Below are 24,708 nucleotides of genomic sequence, written 5' to 3' on the forward strand. Positions count from 1 at the left end.
GAAAGTCTATGACATTAGCAGCAATTCAATTTCCGCAAATTGATCCCATTATATTTTCCATCGGTCCGGTTGCCTTGCGCTGGTACGGATTAATGTACTTAATTGGTTTTGTCTTTGCGTTGGTTTACGCCAACAAAGCCGCCGATAAATCCAATGGTATTTGGACCAGAGAACAAGTCAGTGATTTACTGTTTTATGGTTTTTTAGGGGTGATTATCGGCGGCCGTGTAGGTTACGTTTTATTTTATAATTTTGATTACTTCCTCGCCGATCCCCTGTACTTATTTAAAATATGGACCGGAGGCATGTCGTTTCACGGTGGGTTACTTGGTGTTATTACTGCTCTGTTTGTCTTTGCCCGCAAAGAAAACAAGCGCTTTTTAGATGTTGGCGACTTTGTTGCCCCTTTGGTGCCGTTTGGCCTAGGCGCTGGTCGCATTGGCAATTTTATCAATGCCGAACTTTGGGGGCGTGAAACTGACGTCAGCTGGGCGATGGTATTTCCCACCGATCCGCTCGGTCTCGCCAGACACCCATCGCAACTATACGAGTTTTTCCTCGAAGGTGTGGTGTTGTTTTTCATGGTCTATTTGGTCAGTAAGTACGTTAAAGCGCGCGGCGTTGCCAGCGGTACGTTTTTAGCTGGTTACGGATTATTCCGCTTTATTGTAGAATTTTTCCGCGAGCCAGATGCCCATTTAGGATTTATCTTTAGCTTCGTGTCGATGGGACAAATACTCTCGCTGCCAATGATAATTATCGGTGTTGGCCTAATCGTTTGGGGATTGAATCATCCGACCGCAGTACACACTAACAAGTCAACAAAGGGAGCGTGTTAATGAACCAGTATCTACAACTTTGTCAGCGCATTATCGATGAAGGCGTTTGGGTAGACAACAAACGCACCGGTAAACGTTGTTTAACCGTGATTAATGCCGATTTAGAGTACGACGTAGCCAATAATCAATTTCCGTTAATTACCACTCGCAAGAGTTTTTACAAAGCAGCTATTGCTGAGTTGCTCGGTTATATTAAAGGCTACGATAATGCTGCCGACTTTCGCGCCTTAGGTACCAAAACTTGGGATGCCAATGCCAATGAAAACAGCGCTTGGTTAAACAATCCATACCGCAAAGGCGAAGACGATATGGGACGCGTTTACGGCGTTCAAGGGCGGGCGTGGAAAAAGCCTGACGGTGGCACCATCGATCAGTTAAAAAAGGTGGTAGACAACCTAAAAGACGGCATTGACGATCGCGGTGAGATTATCTCGTTTTACAACCCAGGTGAATTTCACATGGGCTGTTTGCGTCCGTGTATGCACACCCATAATTTCTCACTGCTCGGGGATACCCTTTATTTGACCAGTTTTCAACGCTCTTGTGATGTACCTCTGGGACTCAATTTCAATCAAATTCAGGTATTCACCTTTTTAGCTTTAATAGCGCAAATCACCGGTCACAAAGCGGGCACGGCGTATCACAAAATTGTCAACGCTCACATTTACGAAGACCAGTTAGATTTAATGCAAAATGTGCAATTAAAGCGCAAGCCTTTTCCTGCGCCGCAATTAGAAATTAACCCAGACATTAAATCGCTTGAGGATATTGAAAAGTGGGTAACCGCTGATGACTTTAAAGTAACAGGCTATCAGCATCACGATCCCATTCAGTACCCGTTCTCTGTGTAAGTCGTTAAATCTGCCGTCAGTCGTTCGTTGCGGAGCATCAACCGCATTAGAAATAAAAGGCTACAAATAAAAGGTGAATAGCTGAGCTATTCACCTTGCTTTTTTTGGAAAGGTAACTTATTTGCAATTCACCAAGTGCGTTGTTGGATATTGCAACAAGCTAATAAAAGCGCTTGTTATTGGCGCTAATTTCTTTGGCGACGCAGCAGCAAGCCAGCAACACCACTGAGTAAAATTAACAGCGTGCTTGGTTCAGGTACATCTCTAGGGTCCGGACACCTTGTACCTTGACAGGGTGTGTTACCAACATAGCGTTTGTACAAGGTGATATGTGATACGTCTTGGCGTTTGCCGTCGCTAAAATCGCCTTTGTAAAACACACTTTCCCAACTGATTGAGTACATACTTGATTCATCGTCAAACGCACTGCTTAAATCGATTAAAAAGCCCACGTAACTCGATGACTGGGTATCTTTTGAATTTGAGCCTTTTAAAACAACCATGATTTCATAGCCGTCCATATCACCAAATGTTAACTCACCCATCTGACCATCATCCAAATGATCGTATTTTTCGATAAGCTGCCAGTCGCTATAGCCAAACATTTGATGTTTATTGACGTATAACTCAGATTTAATCTTATCATTGTTGGACTCACCAACATCGCAACCACTGCTGTTTGACACGGCGCTTTCGATTGCATCACCCAACCCTGAGCCAAACTGCTCAGCGCAAGAGATATAAGCGGCCTTAACGCCAAACGGTTGCCACAGCAACAGTACTAATGCGAACAATAGGTATTTTTTGTAATGCATGAAAGCTCCAAGGTGTTGTTATTTATTCACTATTTTCTACTGGGTTAATTTAAGCACTATTCATGCCAGTATTTTGCAGGTGACGTTTTTAATGTGCTAGCGAGGTTTTTTGCATTGATGTCGATAATGCCGTGCTTGCTGATGTAAAAAAAAGCGACACAAAATAATTGTTAACTTGTTGTAGAGCTGATGTTGTTAGGTGTAGTTAAAGACGTTTACACGCCCTAGGGCAGTTAACCGCACTCACAGGTATGCTTGATTAAAAGAGTCTAAGAGATTGTTTTTTGATGAGGTTTTAATCATGAGGGCGCGGTGGTCATCATCGTCCGATAGCAGTGTTAAAAGTTCGTAACATTGCAAGGTAATGCAATTTTTAATGCCGTATCGCTAGTTAATGTGAGGCGACAGACAGTGTTCAGCGATGGGATATGACAGATAAAAAAATACCGCCCTAAGGCGGTATTTCTCAAAAACGTTTTTGCAAAAACTTATCGAGGCAACTTTATAATTAAAGCGCTTTGATTTTTGCATTTAAGCGGCTCTTAGCACGAGCAGCTTTGTTTTTGTGGATTAAACCTTTACTTGCGTAACGGTCTAAAATTGGGGTAGCAGCTGCTAATTCTTTTGCAGCAACTTCTTTATCACCAGCTTCGATAGCAGCGATAACTTTTTTCACGTAAGTACGCATCATAGAGCGACGTGAAGCATTGTGTTGGCGACGCTTTTCAGATTGGATAGCGCGCTTCTTAGCAGTCTTAGAGTTAGCCAAGATGAACTCCTAAAATTTAAATAAATATAGCCATAATTTAAGGATGCGAAATATGCCTGTTTTTTCTGCTCATGTCAAATATTTTATCAGCATAATAGACATTAACTACTTATTGGCTTTAAATAGCGGTTTTAACGCAGCCCCGCAAAGGCTATGATAGTAACACAAATCGCCCTTGAATCGAAAGTTTACTGGGCTTGGTTACGAAAATAATCAAAACAATAACAAAGGAGCAGTAATTTTGGCCAAGCGCTTGCTCAAATCAGGCTTAGTCGTCAGCTTTATGACCTTACTATCTCGAGTACTGGGATTGGTACGGGATGTGGTTATCGCTGATAAGATCGGTACCAGTGCGGGTGCGGATGTATTCTTTTTTGCCAATAAAATTCCTAATTTCTTGCGTCGCCTATTTGCTGAAGGAGCCTTTGCACAGGCGTTCGTTCCCGTCTTGTCGGAGTATCAGCACCTCGATGATGAGAACAATAGTCAAACAAGTCGACAGTTAATCGCTAAGGTCAGTGGTACGTTAGGCGTCATTGTGACCTTGGTTACCGCATTTGGTATGATTGCATCGCCGCTGATGGTTGCGTTGTTTGGTTTTGGCTGGTTCCTCGATTGGCTTAACGACGGCGCCAATGCCGCTAAGTTTGATCTTGCCTCAAGTCTATTGGTGATTACCTTTCCCTATTTGTGGTTTATTTCGCTTACCGCCTTAGCGGGCTCTATTTTAAATACCCTTGGCAAGTTTTCCGCAGCCGCCTTCACCCCGGTGCTACTCAATGTGTGTATTATTTTAGCGGCGATATATGGCTCTGATCTATTTGAACAACCGGCCTATGCGTTAGCGTGGGGGGTATTCTTTGGCGGTTTGAGCCAGTTTTTATTTCAATTACCCTTCCTTTACAAAGCGGGCGTGCTGGTAAAACCGCAATGGGGATGGCGCGATCGCGGGGTTCAAAAAATACGCAAGCTGATCATTCCTGCACTATTTGGCGTATCGGTTACGCAAATTAATTTATTGCTTGATACCTTAATTGCCAGCTTTTTAATTACCGGTTCAATTAGTTGGCTTTACTACGCCGATCGTTTGTTAGAGTTTCCTTTGGGGCTATTTGGCATTGCTATTGCAACGATTATCTTACCGAGTTTATCGCGTTTACATGCAGGACAGAACAAGGCGCAGTTTGCGGCAACGTTGGGTTGGGCGCTAAAAGTTGTTAGCTTATTGGGTTGGCCGGCCATGGCGGGCTTAATCGTATTGGCCCAACCGGTTATCATGGTACTTTTTATGCGTGGCGAATTCAGTCAACACGATGTCCAACAAGTATCGTATGCGTTATTTGCTTATATGAGTGGCTTGGTGAGCTTTATGTTTATCAAAATACTCGCCCCGGGCTATTACGCCCGACAAGACACCACGACACCGGTTAAAATCGGCATCATAGCGATGGTGGTGAACATGGTATTTAACCTTATTCTCGCACCGCTGTTTGGTTATGTGGGACTCGCTATCGCCACCGCTATATCGGCGACGGTTAATGCCACATTGCTTTACATCGGTTTAGTGAAAGCCAATATTTATCGATTGGATAAACACACCTTTATCGTGATGGCTAAATTGGTGGCCAGTGCATTGGCAATGGCGTTACTGCTTTACTGGCTGTCACCGAGCTTTAATCAATGGCTCACTTTTAGTTTGTTCGAAAAAGTATCGCGCTTAGCCATACTTATTGGTGTTGGTGCAATGAGCTATTTTGCTCTAGCGTTGCTGCTTGGAGTAAGAGTTAAGCACTTTACCGATAAGGTGTAAATTAGCAATGCGTTAGTCACAACGCGGCGACCTGTCGACTCGTCACCGCGATTAACGCACTCGCTTATGCAATCTGGATATTGATGTCAAAGTTGCAACACAAACCGTTGCACATTGCTCATCAATCGTAAATTTTCAGATAAAACTTTAAAAAATATACAAACTTGCGTTTAGATGCTGATTATTGCGCCACACTAAGATATAATTCGCTGGTTTTATCAACGTATGATGTGGCTTGTAATGCGTTGCTCTATGCAAAGCAAGTAAACAATTGAGGTAGGGTTCTTATTTAAATGCAATTGGTTAGAGGTATCCATAATATTCGCGATGCGCACAATGGCTGTGTGCTAACCATAGGCAATTTTGATGGCGTTCACCTAGGTCATCAGCGCGTGATTAAGGCTTTGGTTGCAAAAGCAAAAGAAATGAACCTGATGCCGGCCGTTATGGTATTTGAACCTCAACCGCAAGAGCTGTTTAACCCACAGTCAGCGCCAGCGCGTTTAAGCCGCTTGCGCGACAAGTATTCTTTACTCAAAGAGCTTGGCGTAAAACGTCTTATTTGCGTCAACTTTAACTTTGCTTTTGCCGCCCAATCACCTGAGCAATTTGTAGAACAATTACTGGTTCAAAAGCTCGGTGTTAAGCACTTGATCATTGGCGATGATTTTCGCTTTGGCAAAAATCGCTTGGGTGATTTTTCAATGTTACAACGTGCTGGCCAAACTTTTGGTTTTGGCGTTACCGATACCAAGAGTTTTAAGCTGGATCAGTGTCGTATTTCGAGCACTGAAATTAGAAAGGCACTTCAACAAGACGATTTGGCCGAAGCACAAACCATGCTCGGTCGTAAATACAGCATCCGAGGGCGTGTTGTACACGGTGATAAACAGGGACGCCATTTGGGCTTTCCCACAGCAAATGTATTACTAAAGCGCTGCGTATCGCCGATTCGCGGCGTTTATATAGTACAAACCCACTTAGACGGTTTGTCATTTTTTGGCATCGCCAATATTGGTTCGAGACCAACAGTAAGGGGCACCCGACAACAGTTGGAAGTGCACATTTTTGATTTTAAAGGCGATTTATACGGTAAGCAGATTGAAGTGGTGTTATTACACAAACTGCGCGATGAACAGCGTTTTGCTTCAATCAGCGAATTAACCGCACAAATCAGCCGAGATGCAGAACAAGCGCGTCAATATTGCCAACAGCTTGGCTAATACTGAACAATGCACGTAACTAATTGATAGCGACGGATAAATATTTAATGAGTGATTATAAACATACTTTAAATCTTCCAGATACCGAGTTCCCGATGCGTGGTAACTTGCCGCAACGCGAGCCTAAAATGTTAAAAGAGTGGGCTGATAAAGATCTTTACGGTCAAATTCGCGCGGCGAAAAAAGGTAAAAAGTCATTTATTCTGCATGACGGCCCTCCGTACGCAAACGGCAATATTCACTTAGGTCACGCAGTAAATAAGATTTTAAAAGACGTGATAGTCAAAGCGAAAACGCTGTCTGACTTTAACTCGCCTTATGTACCAGGTTGGGATTGTCACGGTTTACCGATTGAGCTCGTAGTGGAAAAAAAATGGGGCAAGCCCGGCAAGAAGCTTGATGCCGCTCAGTTTCGTCAAAAATGTCGCGACTATGCGATGACGCAAGTTGACGGTCAGCGAGAAGACTTTAAGCGTTTAGGGGTTTTTGCTGATTGGGATAAGCCGTATCTAACGATGGACTTTGCCACTGAAGCAAACATCATCCGCGCACTGGGTAAAATTACCGAAAACGGGCACCTCCACCAAGGCTTTAAACCAGTACATTGGTGTACTGACTGTGGTTCGGCATTGGCTGAAGCCGAAGTTGAATACAAAGATAAAGTGTCTCCGGCGATCGATGTCAAATTTAACGCCGACGATAGCGTTGCCGATTTATTTGATCACCCGGATGGTCACAAAGGTGAAGGTCAAATAGGCATCGTTATTTGGACCACCACGCCTTGGACGTTACCGGCTAACCGCGCTGTTTCGGTTCACCCTGAATTGCAATACAGCTTAGTGCAGGTTTCTACCGAGCAGGGGCCAAAGCGCTTTGTGTTAGCCACTGATTTGGTCAAAGACTGTATGGATCGCTTTGGTTTTGAAAAATACCATGCACTGGGTTTTTGCCAGGGCCGCGATTTGGAAAATGTACGTGTTCAACACCCGTTTTACGATATGACCGTGCCGGTTATTTTAGGTGACCACGTTACCACTGACTCTGGTACGGGCTGTGTTCACACCGCGCCAGGCCACGGTGTTGACGATTTTAACGTTGGTCGTAACTACGAGTTAGAAGTTGCTAATCCAGTGGGCGCAAACGGGGTGTACTTAGCGGACACGCCATTATTTGCCGGTCAACACGTATTCAAAGCAAATGACAATGTCGTTGAAGTGTTAAAACAAAACGGCGCATTAGTGCATCACCACGCGTATGAGCATTCATACCCGCATTGCTGGCGTCACAAAACGCCGATTATTTTCCGTGCGACACCTCAGTGGTTTATCAGCATGGACAAAAACAACTTGCGCAATGACTCGTTGAAAGAAATCGCTAACACCAAATGGATCCCTGATTGGGGACAAAGCCGCATTGAGAAAATGGTCGAAGGTCGTCCTGATTGGTGTATTTCTCGCCAACGCACCTGGGGTGTACCAATTGCTTTATTTGTGCACAAAGATACGGGAGCGTTGCACCCTGATTCGGTTGAACTAATTGAAAAGGTCGCCCAACTAGTTGAACAGCAAGGTATTCAGGCGTGGTTTGACTTAGAGCCAGAGCAGTTAATCGGCGATGATGCAACAGAGTACGTGAAAGTGACCGACACACTTGATGTGTGGTTCGACTCTGGTGTATCTCATTACTCTGTAGTTGACGCACGTGAAGAGTTTGACAAACGCGCTGATTTGTATTTAGAGGGCAGCGACCAACACCGAGGTTGGTTTATGTCGTCGATGATGTCATCGGTAGCGATGAACGGCAAAGCACCTTACAGTGAAGTACTGACACACGGTTTTACCGTTGATGTAAACGGGCATAAAATGTCTAAATCGTTGGGCAATGTTGTTACGCCAAGCGAAGTGACCAATAAAATGGGCGCAGATATTTTGCGTTTGTGGGTGGCATCTGTGAACTACACCCAAGAAATTACCGTATCTGATGAAATATTTAAGCGTCAGGCTGATGCTTATCGTCGAATTCGCAACACGTCGCGTTTCTTGTTGGCCAACATGAATGGTTTTGAGCCGAACAAACACATGGTTGCCTTAGACGATATGGTTGCCCTTGATCGCTGGATTGTGGCCAAAGCAGCTAGCTTGCAAAAAGATATTATTGATGCCTACGACAATTATGAATTCCACGCCGTAGTACAAAAGTTAATGAACTTCTGTACAACCGAGCTTGGCGGTTTCTATTTAGATATCATTAAAGATAGACAGTACACTGCAAAAGAAGATTCAGTTGCGCGTCGTTCGTGTCAATCCGCGTTGTTCTTAATTGCCGAAGCGATGGTGCGTTGGATGGCTCCGATCACCTCATTCACCGCGCAAGAAATTTGGTCAGCGCTACCAGGCGAACGCGATGAGTTTGTATTTACCGGTGTTTGGTTTGACGGTTTAAAAGAGCTTGACGAGTCTGTTGAATTAAACGATGCGTATTGGACTGATATTTTAGCCGTGCGTACTGAAGTCAACAAAGCGCTTGAACAAGCTCGACGCGATGAGGTTATTGGTGCGACACTACAAGCTGACGTAACCTTATACGCGACCGACGAACTCGCCGCTAAGCTTAACCACTTGCAGCAAGAGTTGCGTTTTGTGTTAATAACGTCATCGGTCAATGTCGTTGTTGAAGCGGCGCCGCAAAGTGCCTACCAAAGCGCCATTGATGGGTTGTCTGTTGGGGTGACTAAATCAACAGGCCACAAGTGTGAGCGTTGTTGGCACTACACCGATGATGTGGGTACCCATACAGAACACGCAGAGCTTTGCGGTCGCTGTATCACCAACATTGAAGGCGATGGCGAAACACGTCAATTTGCATAAGTTAACGAGTAACGAAGAAGTAGTCTGATGGCACATATTTTTAAACAAACAGGGTTGCGCTGGCTGTGGCTAGCGCTGTTGATGCTTATTGTTGATCAAGCCACCAAGCAATTGGTGGTGGCAACCATGGATTATCGACAAAGTATCGCCGTCATGCCGTTTTTTAATTTGACCTATGTACACAACACCGGCGCTGCATTTAGCTTTTTAGCTGACCAAGGTGGCTGGCAGCGTTGGTTTTTTTCAGCGATAGCGGCGCTGATGAGTGTGTTGTTGGTGGTTTGGATGGCGAAAACCCCGAAACAGCAAAAGCTGATCAGTATTGCCTTTGCGCTCATTTTAAGTGGTGCATTGGGTAATCTTATTGATCGCTTGATGTTTGGCTATGTTATCGATTTTCTAGACTTTTACCTAGGAAATTACCATTGGCCAGCGTTCAACGTTGCTGATTCAGCGATCTTTGTTGGTGCTGCGCTGATGATTTTCGACGCCTTTACCAGTGATGATAAAACAACGCTTAATGCCCAGTCTCAAGAGTAGTATTTTATGAGTGAAGTAACCGTTTCAGAAAACAGCAGTTTGTTAATGCATATCACCATGACCTTGTCAGATGGCTCTGCCGCTGACAGCACCAAAGTGAACAACAAACCTGCCCGCGTCAATTTAGGTGACAGCAGTATCTCACCGGCATTTGAGCAGCAATTGCTCGGTTTGAAGCAAGGCGATGAGAAAGAGTTTACCCTAGAAGCAAAAGATGCATTTGGTGAGGTAAACCCCGAAAATATTCACTATGTTGACCGCCAGCGATTTACCGCTGAAACGCTACCGGAAGTAGGCGCGATTATGACCTTTACCGCTCCTGGTGGCGAAATTCCGGGCGTTATTCGAGAAGTTAATGACCTCGCTGTTACTGTCGACTTTAATCACCCTTTGGCGGGGCAAACGATTAACTTCGCGGTTGAAGTGGTTGAAATATTATAAAGGGCACAAGCTATGGAAATTGTTTTAGCTAATCCGAGAGGTTTTTGCGCCGGTGTAGATCGAGCAATCAGTATTGTTGATCGCGCATTGGATATTTTTGGCGCGCCAATTTATGTGCGTCACGAAGTTGTGCACAATAAGTTTGTGGTCAATGGCCTTAAGCAGCGCGGTGCAGTTTTTGTTGATCAATTATCTGAAGTACCGGACGACAGCACTGTGATATTTTCGGCTCATGGCGTGTCGAAAAAGGTCCGTCAAGAAGCCAAAGACCGAGGCTTAAAAGTATTTGATGCAACGTGTCCATTGGTGACAAAAGTACACATGGAAGTAACCCGTGCTTCGCGTAAAAATCACGAGTGTGTTCTCATCGGTCACGCCGGTCACCCTGAAGTAGAAGGGACGATGGGCCAGTATGAGTCTGAACAAGGCGGTATTTATTTGGTCGAATCGGTTGCCGATGTTGACGCATTGCAAGTAAAGAACCCCGACGTTCTGTTTTACTGCTCGCAAACCACCTTATCGGTTGACGATACCGCTCAGGTCGTTGACGCATTGCGCGCGAAGTTTCCAAATATTGAAGGTCCGCGCAAAGACGACATTTGTTATGCGACACAAAACCGACAAGATGCCGTGCGCTCTATCGCCCAAAAAGTACAGCTATTGCTTGTGGTTGGCGCCAAAAACAGCTCCAACTCAAATCGCTTGCGCGAGCTAGCCGATAAAATGGGTACAACGGCTTACTTGATTGATGGCGCAACCGATATCGAACAGCAGTGGCTTGAGCAAATTGACTCTGTTGGTGTAACGGCTGGGGCATCGGCACCTGAGGTATTGGTAACAGAAGTTGTTGATCGCCTCAAGGCTTTGGGCGGTCGAGTGGTTATCGAAAACCCAGGTAGAGAAGAAACCACGGTATTTGCCGTACCGGCAGAGCTCAAGTAACTCGCTTCACGTATTGCTTGTACCGCACTGAAAAGCTCGCATTAGCGAGCTTTTTTTTTATGGCTAATAACAACGTAAAACCAACAACGCTAAGGTTAAATTGGAGTCACAGTCACTTTCGCTGTTCTGAGTTCTATAATTTGGATGTGGAAATAGCAACGGGTGCTTTTAGCACTCGAGCGGTTGTACCGCTGGTCACCGCTTGTAATAGAGATATCAACAATACAAGGATGTAGAATCGATGTACTCATTATTTTTATCTGTCAGCGCTTGTCTCGTGCTGTGTATTCTCGCGATAGCTGATTGCGTTCGCTTTGTTACGGCTAAATCATTACCTACACGAAGTTGGTTTCGCCAGCGCGGCGTAACCTTAATTGAATTATTAGTGGTGATTACTATTATCGCTATACTATCCACATTTGCCTTGCCAAGCTTCAAACAAATGTGGTTAAAGAGCGTAGTCACAGCTGAAACTACTCGTTGGCAGCAAGCGTTTTCGTTTGCCCGTCAATCAGCCATTTCGCTGTCGTCTATCGTCACTTTGTGTCCGAGTATAGACGGAAAAAGCTGCGCTAAATTTTGGCATCAAGGGGCAATCGTATTTAGCGACAGTGACGGCAATAAGCAAGTCTCGACTAACGAGCACATCCTGTACCGCATCACGCCTAGTTCAGATAAAATACGATTGACTTGGCGAGCCTTTCAAAACAGAAATTACGTGCAATATCAGCATAATGGTTTTACTTGGTACCAAAACGGTACATTGCGCTTATGTGTAAAAGGCGAGTCTCAACACTATAACAGAGCGCTGATTATTACCCGTTCAGGGCGTATACGTGTCTCTAAAGATAGTAACGGTGATGGCATTCACGAGGATGCCAATGGGGTTGATGTACAGTGTTAGGGCGCATTACTCTTTGTTTAATATTTCTACTGAGCGACGAAATCGTTTAAATAAAGGCACAAATGATGTTGTTTCGTCGCCTAAATTCATCAGTTTTAACGCCGAGTCAAACGACTTTCGTCTCAGCCCAAGTAGCTCATTGTAGAACATCTAAACAAAACTCAACACGCCCTGGGGGGCTATTGCACTTTGCGGCTCTTATAAGCAGTGCGTGTTTATTTGGCCTAAGTGATCAAATGCTTGTAATTGTTGCACGTGATCAATCACAAATACGGCACACTGTGTATCGCGCAGCTGTTGCCCCCGGGCGCGTGCCGTTATCACAAATTTATCCACGGAGTGCTTAGCAAAGGTTTTTACCGTCACTGTTAAGCTGTAGTGTTGAGCAAAGCTAAGACTGGTAATTGGCCAATCAGTGTCAGCAAATACTTGTAAATCCTGGTGATAATAGCCGTGGTCAGCAAAAAATTGCATTTGCTTTATCGCCAATTCTATTAAGCTTTGTCGCGCATCATTGCGATGTATTTTCAATATCCAAGACTGATAATAATTAACACTGATCACCGCCATAATGGCGACGATAGCGAGGGTGATGAGTAACTCAATTAAAGTAAATCCCGCTTTTGTACGCACTGTTATTAACGTTGTCATCGCCTGATTTCCTTTGCTTTTGATGTGTCATATCACATACTGAGTAGATAATTCGTATCTCGCCTAGTTGACAGGAGTTGCCGCTTATGGGGCATTATTGGCCACCACCTCAATCGCGATGAGGTGTACCTGTTGAAAATGGGCATCATTATTCACTTTGGTTCGGGTAAACAGGTGAAATAAGTGATGTCTGGGTAACGATGTAGCTGAATTACTGCCGCCGCTGATGTTGTTGTCACTTTTACCTAAGTACACGGCAACGATTTCTGAGTTATCTGATACTCGCTCACCAGTTTGCCAATCTACTAGGTCAAGTGTTAATGAATTATCAATACCGCGATAAAAGCCTTGTATAGCGGTGAGGTCATTGCCGTTTGCTATGTATTGTTGTAGCTTGTTTTTTCCGTAGCGATATAACGCTTCGCTATTGGCATGAGCACGCTGCTGATTGAAAAAAGACTTAAGCTGCGCACTTTGATTTAGCCCCGTTTTATAAATGGCGTTGGCGACAAATAACACGATAACCAATAATATCAAGACAAAAATTAATACAGAGCCTCGCGGGTGGTTGATGGCGGCGGTTGGCATTTTTTTCTCTCCGTGATAAACATGTGTATTCGTGACACTAGACTGCATTTCTGTGTCGTTTGCTAATACGTCATTGTTGATCTCTGCCAATAGCGTTTCTAGGGTGCGGGTTAATTCGCTTAATGGCGTGTCGCTAAGTGATTTGCCGCCGTCCATTTAGTACAATAAGAACGTTTTTTTGAAGCGCTGTCGGTAAAAATTGTCGTTGACGCTGTAAACTGCGTTGCCAATGAGATAACTTTGCTTGTCGACATGTTCTCGATCTCGGCACAATGAGCGCACCAGCAATTCTACCTCTATTGATCTAACAGCCGGCCAATTGGTATTACTGTCGGCGACTTGGTAGTTGTCAATAATCATATCTCCATCTAGATCGAGCCCCAGTGTTACTTGTAAATGTTCAACACCGCGTAATAGCTCTTCTGGTGTCGGTAGCCCTTGCTTAACGGTTTGCCAAAACAATGAGGGGATAGGTAGGCCATGACATAACTGGTTGCTGTCACCAATATAATAACTGTGGGTAAATACTTGATGTTGAGTGCCTGAGTTAAGCGTGTTACTGCTTAGCGCACTATCTTTACCAAAGTAAAAACGAGACTGGACGCCATTGGTTTTAACGTACAAGTGGTTGGCATTGAACGCGGTGGGTAATTCGTGTTTTACACCGCGTAGGGTCAAAATATCTCCATGTATATAGCCATCTTGGGCAATACACGGATAGTTTTGCGTACCGTCGTTAACGACAAAAACCGTTTGTTGTATTGCGCTTGACCAACTTCGAGAGTTAGCCAGACATTCATCGCTGATGGTACTGATATAGGCACTACCCGATAATTGTGTGTGTTGCATTAAGGTCCGCCAATAGCGAACTTCTTTGATGTCATGGGCGATTAAGGCAAAGGCGAAGCGCGCCGTTTCACTGATGTCATTTAATTGACGATGGTAATGCGCGCGTTTGTTGACAGCGACCAAACTTGACACTGCCAATGACAAAATAAATAGACCGAGCGATAAGCTTATCATCAGCTCAACTAAACTTATGCCTTTGATTAATCGGTCGTTACAGCGAGCTTTTTTGTCCTCTATTTTCTGCACTGTCATGGTTGTCATTCAATTGTATAGTGTACACACTGGTAATTTGCGTTATTTGCAGGACAAGGCTCACTGGCGATATTGACACTGCTTAGACGTTGGCTATAAGACCAATAAACGCTAACGTCAATGCGATTGGCATTGGCGCTTACCACACTGGCCGCATTAGGCAGTTCGCGAGCCAGGTCTTGTTGCCAATCGATTAATTGGTATTTAGCCATATCTACCGGGTCGCATTGACTTACTTGGCAATCGACATTGAGTATCGCCTGTGTACTCGAATGGGTGTACTTATCAGCGTGCAGTGGGTTTGCGCGAATATACGCTAACATATTGGCAATAAAAGCGTGTGCTTTAATACTGGCCAAATGATGTTGGTGTAATGAAATACTGTGCAGGTGGACTCTTAACACGCCCATCATGACTATGCTGAGAAGAATTAAGCCGATCAACAATTCAATTAGCGAGTAGCCTTTTTGATCGCCAACCATAGCCTTTATCATAAATACATCCTTGTAATTGTTTTAGTCATAACAGTTAAATGTTTTAGCTACGTAAAACAGCACCACAAAAAACAGAACCTCGTAAACCATGGTCATTTGAATTAACCCAATCAAAATATGGGCTGTAAACAGCTATTGAGTACCGCAGGTGACATAATGTGGCTGATCAAAAGTCTAGTTTGAACTGTAAAAATTGCTTGTGTTGATGAGTAATTTATAAGGGGCAGAGTATCGAAGATATGGTTAATCGCTGTGGCCAATGTTATTTTTTAAAGTATTCAAATTACCCGTCAAATGGTCACACTTATCAACATGAGAAGCGCCTTACTGCCGTTTAACCGCATTACAGGCACTAGCTTCGTTCTATCAATAAGCACTAACTATAAGCGCTAACTGTCAGCAGTAACTGTAAACAGTGTGCTCAAGGCATTTCGACCATTAAAGGCGAGTGTATAAGAGCTAATTGACTTGCTTATAAATGATAAAAAATAGCGGCTATTAACGAGAGTTGTGTATTAATGTACATACTCAAACTTACACACTTAATTAGGCGCAGAACAGACGGCGTTTGCGATGCACTCTCGCTTGTGAAAAATGTGTAAACATTGATGAAAAACAGCCCGTTAGCGATCATAAATGACAATAAAAACTAGCGCATATAGAATTAATGTGCTACGTTGTTTAAAGGTCGTAAAAATAGCGATCAAGCGGTATCAAACCGTACACACTAGGATGCGGTGTATTGGTTTGTTTATTTATCTAAAAAAACTAAATTGGATGTTCAAGCGATACAAGGGAAGCGCTTCTGTAGATAGGATTGTGTCTACAGATGGGGTATTGGAAATAATGAAAAAAATAAACGGCATCACACTTATTGAATTATTAGTCACTATATTCGTGTTGAGTATATTGGTGAGCGTTGCCGTGCCCAGCTTTCTTGACTCTCTAAGAAAACAAAAATTAATTAGTGCCGCCGAACAAATGTACTCGTTTGTTCAACAAGCGCGCTCTGAGTCCCTCGCTCGCTCCGAACCCATTTTTGTTAACCTCGCATCTTTAAATACATCCTCGTGGTCGTACGGGATGAAGGGGGAAGCTTGTAACCCCACCATTACGTCAAATACCGATTCAGCAGCCTGCGTTTTAGTTGTTGATGACGGTGACGGAGTATTTAACGCAGCTGCTGACAGTGTCATACATCGCGTAGACGGCAGTGAACACGACAATATCAACTTAAGCCTAAAAAACGGTAGCGGTAGTACCGCACAAATCGTATTTGATCCTGCGCGAGGCACAGTTGATGCAAGCCAAGACTTTAAATTTTACAATCAACAACAACAGTCAGTGGTCGTGCGCGTTAATAAATTGGGTATTGTCAAAATTTGTTCTGACGATTATGCGGAGTATAAATCATGCAACGCGTAATCAATCACAGTAGACAAATGGGCTTTACCCTAGTTGAATTATTGCTGAGTATGGTATTTGGCTTAATCGTCATTTCTGGCATAACCGCGGTTTACGTGGCCGTCTTGTCTAGTAGCTCAGAAACACTGCGAGCGGCAAAGTTAAACAGCCAGTTGATGACGATGATGACGGTTATCGCTAACGATGTTCGTCGCGCCGGTTATTGGCACAACGAAGACCGAGACTTACCATCAACCAATCCTTTTAATGTCGAAGATGACTCTTTGTTGGCCATTGTTAAATCGATTGGTGATAACAGTAAAATAGTCGAAGACACCGACGAAGCCGGACGGTGTATTTTGTACAGCTATGATCGCAATGAAAATGGTGACGTTGATGATATCGGAGCTGATAACGAATACTTTGGTGTGCGCTTAAATGACGGCGTGGTTGAAATTCGAAACCAAGGTTCGGTTACTGATGGCGACAATTGCAGTAATGGCGTCTGGGAAGCGATTTCAGATGCTGACTTGTATCAAGTCACCGAATTGTCATTTAACCCGGTGGGCTCTGCCTGTGTCAACGCATCAGAACCCAATGATCTCGACTCACCAAATGATGCCGACGCCGATGTTGATAACGACATTGAAGCAGACTGTTACCAAATTGATCCGGTTGCCGGCGATGTGACCGTTGAAACCCGAGAAATTTTAATTACCTTGGCTGCCCAATTAAATGCCGACGCCAACGTGGTTGCTCAAATACAGCAATCGGTACGGGTGAGAAACGACGTTGTGAGGATACGCTAATGAGTCCACTAAAAAAACAACGCGGCTTAGCCACTCTGGCCATATCGATAATTTTACTGATCTTAATTACCTTGGCATCGCTTTACTTAGGGCGAACTCTTATCCAAGAAAAAACCTTGGTGGGTAATGATATTCGCGCTAAACAAGCGTTTGAAGCAGCCGAAGCCGGAATAGCTGTCGCACAAGAGTATTTTGTTAAAGGTATTGCTGAGAATACCGCAGACGGTAAGTATGAAATATTTGCCAGTGTCGCGGGCGAGCCAGATGATTCGTTTCGAGGCACACTTGGCGATAATCGCTTTGAAGTAACCCTCGAAGAAGTTGAAATTGACGGTATTATCGCGATGGCGATTACCTCAACAGGGATAAGTAGCGACGGCAGTGCACGTAAGACGGTTCACTCGGATATTGTAGCGTTAAATCCGCTGCCTAATATCCCTGACAACCCAATAAGTACCAAAGGCGCCTTTATTATTGGCGGCTCTGCAACCGTTACCAATACAGAGGGACACAGTACCATATGGAGTGGTGAAGATGTTGACGTTGGGTCAAATAACTCGACCAAAACAGAAGTAGCCAACCCCAACGACGACGGCTATCCCGCGTGTATGGATATTCCCAATGCGTGTAGCACGATGCAATCGTCGAATCGCGAAATGGCAGGCTTAGATATCATTGAGCACGACACCGATTTAGCTAACTTGACCGCCGAAGAAATGTTCATTAACTTTTTTGGTATTGCGCCGAGTTCTTATAAAGAGACGATGGCGACACGGGTTATTGATCCGTTAAACCCGAGTGAAAGCCGAGGCGATTGCGGTAATAGCTGGGACGGTTGTGCCCATTTAGCACAAAACGAGGTGGTTTGGGTTGAAGGTGACTTGGTTGCGCAGGGCAAAACCGTTGGTTGTGCTGTTGCAGTGACTGGGTCAAATAGCTGTGCAGAGGCGGATGAAGCCCCCAGCATAGTGATTGTTAATGGTGATGCAGAGTTTTCTGGTACACCGCACTTTTATGGCATTTTGTTTATTATGGGCAACCTTAATGGTACCGGTAATATGACAGTACACGGCGCTATGATCTCGGCAGGTCAAGGCCACACGGGCTCTGGTAGTTTAGACGCTTATTACAATTCACGCTTATTAGAAAAATTGCAAAGTAACGGTCCTCGGGCTGTATCTGCTGGCAGTTGGAAAGATTTCTAGGAGAGACAATGAACACTTTTAATAAAAAGAAAGGTTTCGGTCTGATTGAAGTATTAGTGGCGCTAGCAATTATGGCCATTGGCTTTATGGCCGTTGCAACTTTTCACACCTCGCTTATTGGCGAAAGTGCTAACACCAGAAACCGAGCTGAGGCGATGTCTTTGGCGCAGGAGCGCATTGAGCAAATGCGCAACTACACCGACTTAGCCCTTGATCAAGATGCGTTTAATGACTTGTTTCCAATCAGCACAAGCGCAGCCAATCAAACCAGTCACCAGGGTACAAATACCTTGTTTACGCGACAAGAAACGATCACTGAAAATGACGATACTCGCGAAGTGACCGTACAAGTGTTATGGCAAGATGGCAACGGTGAAACGGAAGTTGTGGAATTATCTACAGAGCTTGCTTGGCGCTCGCCAAGTTTAGCCGGTGAAGTCGATGCCACCAAAGCCTCTCAACCGATTGTTCGCTCAGCGACCGGTCGCGCCCGATTAGGTAAAGGGGAAGTGTCAGAGGAAGAGCGCGGACAAGTTGACTATGCCACCAATGGCGATACCACCGGCTTGTTAGATCGCGGTGATGGTGACTTGCGGTTAACCTCGGAAAACGACGTGGTACTGACTCTGGAAGACGCGTGTGAACTCGATAACGGTGAACGTACCAGTAAACCTTGTACTGGTTTTGTTGAAATATCGGGTTCGGTATATATTGACTTGGATGAAGCCGATCTCGATATTTTTGATGTTCACGTTATCGCTTCTGATGCCGCTTATTGTCAGCGTTATATCATCAATGTGCACGGTGAGGCTGAACGCATCGATAAGCACAAAGAGAAAGGCTTATTTACCGCCAATGGTGACTACGAATACTTCAACTACACCTGTTATTTAGGTGGCGGCTGGCACGGTAATATCGGTTTGCTTATTGACGGTCCTGAATGGTCTTGTATGGGCGACCCCAATGCTGATATCAAAGCCGATGAACCGAAAGTAGCCATTCGTCGCGTTTACCGCGGTATGGCGTATAAAATCGATGACAAAGACGATCCAGTAACAAACGCAGATGGTCAAACAATTTATTATTCTGTTGGCGTGGCAGATGCGCTTAAATTGCCAGCAGAGGGGCAGGCTGGTCACGATTTTGTGATCGCCAACTTAGGCTCAAGTGATGATACGGTGTGTACAGAAGATACCCAGCACACTTCAGCAATTATGCTAAAAAACGACGCCACAGTAAATGGTGTTGCAGGTGGTTTGTTTGCCGGTGTGCCGACTGATTTCTTCTGTTTAAATCAAAACGTCGCTTGGGTGGACGATTTGAAAATGACAGCGTTTGATTACCAAATAGACGATACATGCCCATTTGACCCAAGCGATCCGCCGTCTGAGGAGCACATCATCACCGGTGATGTACATATAACCGCAAGTCTTAGCAACGCAAACAACAAGCTAGACAACTTTAATGTGTACACCTCTGATGGTTATGGCAACTGCGAGATTTATTTAGAGTCAGCTAACTTTACTTCTGATTTAAACATTGATGTTAAAGTACCTTATCGTTGTAAAGTCTACGATTGGGGCAACGGCTGGTCAGGTTATGTACAAATTACTCCTGATATTTCAGTATTCACGTGTAATCGATTGACCATTAACGTCAGTGAAGATAATGCCTTAACAGGCGATAAAGATTTGGGTGACTTTAAGTGTACCGATGGTTCAGACTCTGGTACTGATCCACAGCCTAGTCTGGGGACGGTAACGATCACCGGTAACATTGTGCACTCTGGTGGAGCAAAATTGGCATCACTTGTATTTGCTGGTAATCAGTGTGAATTAGCGAGAAATGCCACCTCGTACACCTGTGCAAGTCCTGAAGTTGATTTATCACTGGTGCCAACGTTTAAAGCGGTGTATACCTCGACTAAAGACAATGTATGTGTCACCAGTAGCAGTGCAACTCGCAGTGTTATGTCTGTTGCCGACGGATTACCGACAGCGACGGTCACAGTGGATAGTGCCTCAGCATCGTATAATATCGATATAGGCTTTTCTCCGGACGAATGTAGTAATTTAGCGAATTAGATATGAAAGGAAAAATCAGCGGTTTTACGCTCATAGAGCTTATGGTGGTGGTGGCAATTATCGGTATTTTAGCCGGTATTGCATACCCCTCATTTGCTGACTACGCCATGAAGGCGCGTCGCGCTGACGCCAGAGCCGCAATTATGGATGTGGCACTGGCGCAAGCCAAGCTGCGCACCTCGTGCCCTACCTACGCAAGTATGCTGGATGGGGCGAGTGATTGTGCAGCCGGTAAAGTTGGTGCTGCAACATTGAGTGACAATGGTTATTACAGTCTGGCGTTATCTAATGCCAGCGGTAATGCCTATACCATTACCGCAACGGCCCAGGGAGTGCAGGTGCAAGACACGGAGTGTGCATCGATGACCTATACCGTCAATGCCGCCAATCCTAGAGGATTGAAAGCGCCATCGTCGTGTTGGTAAGTTAAATCTAAGTACTTGCTATAACGTCGATGCAAGTCCGTTTAACATAAAAAAATGGCTACAATGGCCGCTACCGCGTCAACAGCAGTGAGTACAACCTACCTCCTACCGCAAGTTAGCAAACAACATCCAATTACCGTGAATTCTGGGGCGTTAATTTCGACCCGTTAATTCAAGTGATAGCAGAGAATAGCGGTTATTGACTATCTCTGACTATACCTATGCTTAACCCTTAACCCTTAACCCTTAACCCTTAACCCGTAATCCCAATCACTGGTGCCACTCACGAATCTTGACCTCCCGTGATCATCGACCAACAACTGCAAACCGAGTAAGTTATATTCATAGCAGAGTCTACTGCGTGACATGTAGAATCTAAATCGCTTTATACTGACCCTAGCGCTCGTTGGGGACAGGGCTATTTAGCTAATGCCAGAATTGATACATATCGCAGATATAACACGCAGCGGGTCGAATAAGTGGCCTGTGATGTGCTGATAGAAGACTTCATCGAAGAGACCTTATTGAAAAACGTACAGATGAGCTTATTGATAAACGCGATCTGTGGGCGAGTACGAGATAGGGATAAGGGGACTAATACAACAGCAAATACAACAGCAAATACAACAGTAACTATAACTGCTCAGGGGGGATACGCGACTTAATTTTAACTTGACGTTGTTGTATACAATACACGCAAGGTATCTGTTGCTGATTACATTGGCAGGGTTAATGGTTTATGCAAGGGGGGAAGTGGTTATGGTTTAGGCTGATTAATGCCTTGGCGTCGCTGCTAACGACGCCAAGTACTCGTAACTAAGGTATTAAACGCGACTTTGCTGTTCAAGCTGTTTATAGCGGTAGTCGCTAGTTGTTAACCACTGAATAAGGTCACCGCTTGATAGTGCCCTTGATAGCACATAACCTTGTACCATGTCGCATTGGTTGTCGCTGAGCCAGGTAATTGTCGCCTGATCTTCAACGCCCTTGGCAACCACGCGCAAGTTAAGTTGATGAGCTAGGTTAATCATTGAAACTACAATCTTTTGATCATTGGGCTGTTGCATCACGTGATCAATAAAGGTTTTATCGATATTCAATTCTTTAACAGGTAAAAAGCGCAGTTGTGCAAGCGACGAATAGCCAGTACCGTAGTTATCAATCACCAAATTGATACCGTATCGATGCAGTTTGATTATATTATCAACGGCAGCGGACGAGTGGTCATCAAAGGCCTTTTCACAAATTTCAAAACTCAGCATTTCGCGAATGCCGTGGTCATTACTGAGTTTATCGATCAAGTATTGACAAAATTCTGAATCCAATAAGTTTTGCTGTGAAATGTTGATGGCGATCTGCAACACAATACCCTGATTTCGCCATTCTAGGTGTTGCTCAATGCACTTGTCGACGACCCATTTACTCAAGGCGGTAATTTGGCCTGTTTTATCTGCAGTATGAATAAAATTGTCTGGCGTAATTAAGCCGTTAACAGGGTGATTCCAGCGCAGTAGCGCTTCAACACCATCGATACAGTGGCTACTTAGGTCAAGTTTAGGTTGAAATAGCAACATAAACTCATCATTGTCAATTGCCCCGTTAAGGCGATTGACCAGTTGCAGTCGGTCCAGCGTATTTAGGTCGATTTGGCGATCGTATACTTGAAAGTTTAGGTTGTCGCGCTTGGCAAGTTGCATTGCCGAGTCTGATTCTTTCAACACGCGCTTAGGTTGAGACCAACCATCGCTTACCGTCACGCCAATATTGGCTTCTAGATGAATAGCAATCGTTTGATAGATAAATGCCGGTTCAAAAACGCGGTTAATATCCTCTACCACACTATTGATGTCTTTTTGTGTTTTGTGGTCAAAGCGCAGTAAAAAGCCATTTCCAGATATGTGATAAATCGGCTGTGACAGCTTACTTAAGCGATGGGCTACCTCGCTGATCACATCGTCACCGACGTCGTGACCAAAGTTATCATTAATTTCGACAATGCGACGCACGTTTACTTGGCATAAAAGGTAAGGCTCTTTTATACTTTCCATTTCGCGATAAAACTGGCTGCGATTGGGCAAGCCAGTCATAATGTCGCAGTACGCCTCTTGATAAATTTTATCTTCTCGCTCACCAATGGCGCGTTCCATGACTTTTACTTGCTCAGCTAAATCGTGTAGTTCTGCTGTCGCGCCAGCTAGCTGTGTTTGAGTTGGTTGGCCATTAGTAATATTTTTTACTTGGTTGATTAGCGCCGAAATAGGCGATGCTAAGTAGCGCTGGATAAAGTAAGCACCGAGCAGTGCGCCAAGTAAGGTTAACACCGGCACCAAGTACGAATTCGGATTTGCTAGTGCAACTGCGTCACTGAGCTCAGCTTTCGTTTGAAACATCATTAGGTTAACCACAGGCTGCTCAGCCTGACTCAAGGCAATTTGTGTACCGTATAACTGACCTTGGGCGAGAGAGTCTGCAACTTCAGAAATAGACGGGGCAGTATGTAATTCTGCTAATGAATTACTGGTAATAAGCCATTGCTCACTATCGCTGTGATTAATGGCAAGGTGAAAACCGGTAAGCTTGGCTATTTCATCAAAAAATGTTTGGTTCAATTCAAAGCCAACTGCCACATGACCAATAATAACGAAGTCTTGTAAAATCGGTGTCACGAGCAATTGATATACGCGCTTATTGTCAACGTAGTAAGCGTGTACAGGGTGGTCTTTTAGCCATTGTGTTTGACCAAAGCCCTGATTGAGTTGTGTTGCGGGGGAGAGACGTTTTATTTCTTTGTTGCTATCTTTCACCTCAAGTTGACCAAAAATCACCCCGTTGGTGTCAATGGCAAGCGCTAAATCGGCGTCCAGGTGTTTGCGATAGTTGTTTAGTGCCAGCGACACATTTTTGATCGGACTCGCAAATTGGTCGATTAAGGCTTGATCACTGGCGGAGATTTGGGCAAAGGTTGACAGCAATCGACTGCGCATCGCAAGTTTGTCCGATACTAACTGTTGTGCTCTGTCTACGGTTGCTAAAAGCTGTTGTTGATTGCGTTGCTCAATACTGTAGTGATGAGCTATTAAGGAAATCGCCTGAATCGACACGAGTATCAATGCAAATAATAAAAATGCTCTGTTGCGCAGGCTAGAAAATAATGACGTCATAGGGTTTTCACTGTTGCTGAGGAGTCCATTTTTTAACAGTTTATTATCACTGTTCTACAGACAGTTTATCTGCCCTAAGATGACAAATTTTAACTGGAAAAGCAAGTGGTTATTGCTCTTGGCTGATGGTTGATGTCGGCGTTATAAGTGCCATGTCGCCAGCATATCGTCCCACTGAAGTGTGTCCCCTAGACAAATAAAAAAGACGCCCTTGAGCGTCTTTCATTATGGATTTGGTGGACATCTTGTCAAAGAATTGGAACCAATTATCTTCAGAGTTAAGCGATTGGGATGTAGCCCTATCTAGTATTGCTGCTTGAATCTGAGTGAAAAACTTTGACGGCAATCGGTTCAGCGCCCGCTTAGGGAGTTGAATCGCCGTCCGAATGCTCTGTAACAAGCAGAAAAACCTACTTTCATTGGATACAGTATCAGGTTTACTAGCACCTCTGTGTGATTGAACACTGTTGTAATTCAATGATCCCGGACACCATTTTAGGTGTTATTATTACCACTAAATTAGAAATGTTAAATGACAAGAAAACGTCGTACTTTTTCGCAAGAATTTAAATTGGAAGTAGCGAGCCTACTTTTGAATAAAGTCGACTTAGATAGCTTTTTGACCTTTCGTTTTAAACGAACATTATTAAATTAATTCCTTTTTCTAGACTTACTAGTGATGCTCCTTCGGTTGTTAAGTCTAAATATATTATTTACAATCATATACTTGGTATACTACCTTCTATCGAAACGAAGAAAACTTTCGATTCAGGAATTGCCTCCTA

21 protein-coding genes are annotated in these 24,708 nt (G+C 44.2%); 14 read left to right on the forward strand and 7 right to left on the reverse strand.

Features of this window, described 5'->3' with window-relative positions; translation table 11 throughout:
* The first annotated feature begins 8 nt into the window (after positions 1–8).
* Both lgt and ACAY30_RS04840 read left to right on the forward strand, forming a co-directional pair.
* Positions 9–839 (forward strand): prolipoprotein diacylglyceryl transferase, encoded by an 831-nt coding sequence (gene lgt / locus ACAY30_RS04835; protein ID WP_290250570.1) that lies wholly within the window; start codon positions 9–11, stop codon positions 837–839.
* A complete protein-coding gene (locus ACAY30_RS04840; RefSeq protein WP_290250569.1) occupies positions 839–1,690 on the forward strand; it encodes a thymidylate synthase in 852 nt (283 codons plus the stop codon). The genes lgt and ACAY30_RS04840 overlap by 1 nt, the downstream gene beginning before the upstream one ends.
* A 185-nt stretch (positions 1,691–1,875) precedes the next feature.
* Here ACAY30_RS04840 and ACAY30_RS04845 read toward each other — a convergent pair whose 3' ends face one another.
* Positions 1,876–2,505, reverse strand: a complete 630-nt coding sequence (locus ACAY30_RS04845) for a PEP-CTERM sorting domain-containing protein (RefSeq protein ID WP_290250568.1) — start codon at positions 2,503–2,505, stop codon at positions 1,876–1,878.
* Positions 2,506–3,013: 508 nt separating this feature from the next.
* The gene (gene rpsT / locus ACAY30_RS04850; protein WP_290250567.1) at positions 3,014–3,274 is read right to left on the reverse strand and encodes a 30S ribosomal protein S20; all 261 of its coding nucleotides are present in this window, start codon (positions 3,272–3,274) and stop codon (positions 3,014–3,016) included.
* A 241-nt stretch (positions 3,275–3,515) separates the two neighbouring features.
* Between rpsT and murJ the strand changes: the two genes are divergently transcribed.
* From murJ to ACAY30_RS04885, 7 genes are all read left to right on the forward strand, one after another.
* On the forward strand, positions 3,516–5,084 hold the full coding sequence (gene murJ / locus ACAY30_RS04855; protein WP_290250566.1) for a murein biosynthesis integral membrane protein MurJ: 1,569 nt from the start codon (positions 3,516–3,518) through the stop codon (positions 5,082–5,084).
* 293 nt (positions 5,085–5,377) lie between these two features.
* On the forward strand, positions 5,378–6,307 hold the full coding sequence (gene ribF / locus ACAY30_RS04860; protein WP_290250565.1) for a bifunctional riboflavin kinase/FAD synthetase: 930 nt from the start codon (positions 5,378–5,380) through the stop codon (positions 6,305–6,307).
* Positions 6,308–6,354: 47 nt separating this feature from the next.
* Complete coding sequence (gene ileS, locus ACAY30_RS04865; protein WP_290250564.1) at positions 6,355–9,174, forward strand: isoleucine--tRNA ligase; 2,820 nt, start codon at positions 6,355–6,357, stop codon at positions 9,172–9,174.
* Between the two features lie 27 nt (positions 9,175–9,201).
* Positions 9,202–9,714, forward strand: a complete 513-nt coding sequence (lspA, locus tag ACAY30_RS04870) for a signal peptidase II (protein WP_290250563.1) — start codon at positions 9,202–9,204, stop codon at positions 9,712–9,714.
* Between the two features lie 6 nt (positions 9,715–9,720).
* Positions 9,721–10,155, forward strand: a complete 435-nt coding sequence (gene fkpB, locus ACAY30_RS04875; RefSeq protein WP_290250562.1) for an FKBP-type peptidyl-prolyl cis-trans isomerase — start codon at positions 9,721–9,723, stop codon at positions 10,153–10,155.
* A 12-nt stretch (positions 10,156–10,167) separates the two neighbouring features.
* Positions 10,168–11,097 (forward strand): 4-hydroxy-3-methylbut-2-enyl diphosphate reductase, encoded by a 930-nt coding sequence (gene ispH, locus ACAY30_RS04880; RefSeq protein ID WP_290250561.1) that lies wholly within the window; start codon positions 10,168–10,170, stop codon positions 11,095–11,097.
* Positions 11,098–11,338: 241 nt separating this feature from the next.
* On the forward strand, positions 11,339–12,001 hold the full coding sequence (locus ACAY30_RS04885) for a GspH/FimT family pseudopilin (protein WP_290250560.1): 663 nt from the start codon (positions 11,339–11,341) through the stop codon (positions 11,999–12,001).
* A 198-nt stretch (positions 12,002–12,199) separates the two neighbouring features.
* Here the strand turns inward: ACAY30_RS04885 and ACAY30_RS04890 are convergent, their stop codons facing one another.
* From ACAY30_RS04890 to ACAY30_RS04905, 4 genes are all read right to left on the reverse strand, one after another.
* The gene (locus tag ACAY30_RS04890; protein ID WP_290250559.1) at positions 12,200–12,652 is read right to left on the reverse strand and encodes a type IV pilin protein; all 453 of its coding nucleotides are present in this window, start codon (positions 12,650–12,652) and stop codon (positions 12,200–12,202) included.
* Between the two features lie 84 nt (positions 12,653–12,736).
* Positions 12,737–13,396 (reverse strand): hypothetical protein, encoded by a 660-nt coding sequence (locus ACAY30_RS04895; protein ID WP_290250558.1) that lies wholly within the window; start codon positions 13,394–13,396, stop codon positions 12,737–12,739.
* Complete coding sequence (locus ACAY30_RS04900) at positions 13,397–14,341, reverse strand: PilW family protein (RefSeq protein ID WP_290250557.1); 945 nt, start codon at positions 14,339–14,341, stop codon at positions 13,397–13,399.
* A 5-nt stretch (positions 14,342–14,346) separates the two neighbouring features.
* Positions 14,347–14,835: a prepilin-type N-terminal cleavage/methylation domain-containing protein gene (locus ACAY30_RS04905; RefSeq protein WP_290250556.1), complete on the reverse strand. Its 489-nt coding sequence runs from the start codon at positions 14,833–14,835 to the stop codon at positions 14,347–14,349.
* Between the two features lie 846 nt (positions 14,836–15,681).
* On the opposite strand from ACAY30_RS04905, the gene ACAY30_RS04910 reads away from it, so the two are divergent.
* From ACAY30_RS04910 to ACAY30_RS04930, 5 genes are read left to right on the forward strand one after another with little or no spacing between them, the layout of a single operon-like run.
* Positions 15,682–16,260, forward strand: a complete 579-nt coding sequence (locus ACAY30_RS04910) for a GspH/FimT family pseudopilin (protein WP_290250555.1) — start codon at positions 15,682–15,684, stop codon at positions 16,258–16,260.
* Entirely contained in the window at positions 16,248–17,048 is an 801-nt protein-coding gene (locus ACAY30_RS04915) for a hypothetical protein (protein ID WP_290250554.1), read from the forward strand. The genes ACAY30_RS04910 and ACAY30_RS04915 overlap by 13 nt, the downstream gene beginning before the upstream one ends.
* On the forward strand, positions 17,048–18,253 hold the full coding sequence (locus tag ACAY30_RS04920) for a PilX N-terminal domain-containing pilus assembly protein (RefSeq protein WP_290250553.1): 1,206 nt from the start codon (positions 17,048–17,050) through the stop codon (positions 18,251–18,253). The genes ACAY30_RS04915 and ACAY30_RS04920 overlap by 1 nt, the downstream gene beginning before the upstream one ends.
* 8 nt (positions 18,254–18,261) lie before the next feature.
* Complete coding sequence (locus ACAY30_RS04925) at positions 18,262–20,337, forward strand: prepilin-type N-terminal cleavage/methylation domain-containing protein (RefSeq protein ID WP_290250552.1); 2,076 nt, start codon at positions 18,262–18,264, stop codon at positions 20,335–20,337.
* Between the two features lie 2 nt (positions 20,338–20,339).
* Complete coding sequence (locus ACAY30_RS04930) at positions 20,340–20,762, forward strand: type IV pilin protein (protein WP_290250551.1); 423 nt, start codon at positions 20,340–20,342, stop codon at positions 20,760–20,762.
* 824 nt (positions 20,763–21,586) lie between these two features.
* Here ACAY30_RS04930 and ACAY30_RS04935 read toward each other — a convergent pair.
* The gene (locus ACAY30_RS04935) at positions 21,587–23,923 is read right to left on the reverse strand and encodes an EAL domain-containing protein (RefSeq protein WP_290250550.1); all 2,337 of its coding nucleotides are present in this window, start codon (positions 23,921–23,923) and stop codon (positions 21,587–21,589) included.
* Positions 23,924–24,708 lie beyond the last annotated feature (785 nt).

The sequence above is a fragment of the Thalassotalea ponticola genome, from assembly GCF_041379045.1.
Taxonomy (GTDB): domain Bacteria; phylum Pseudomonadota; class Gammaproteobacteria; order Enterobacterales; family Alteromonadaceae; genus Thalassotalea_A; species Thalassotalea_A ponticola.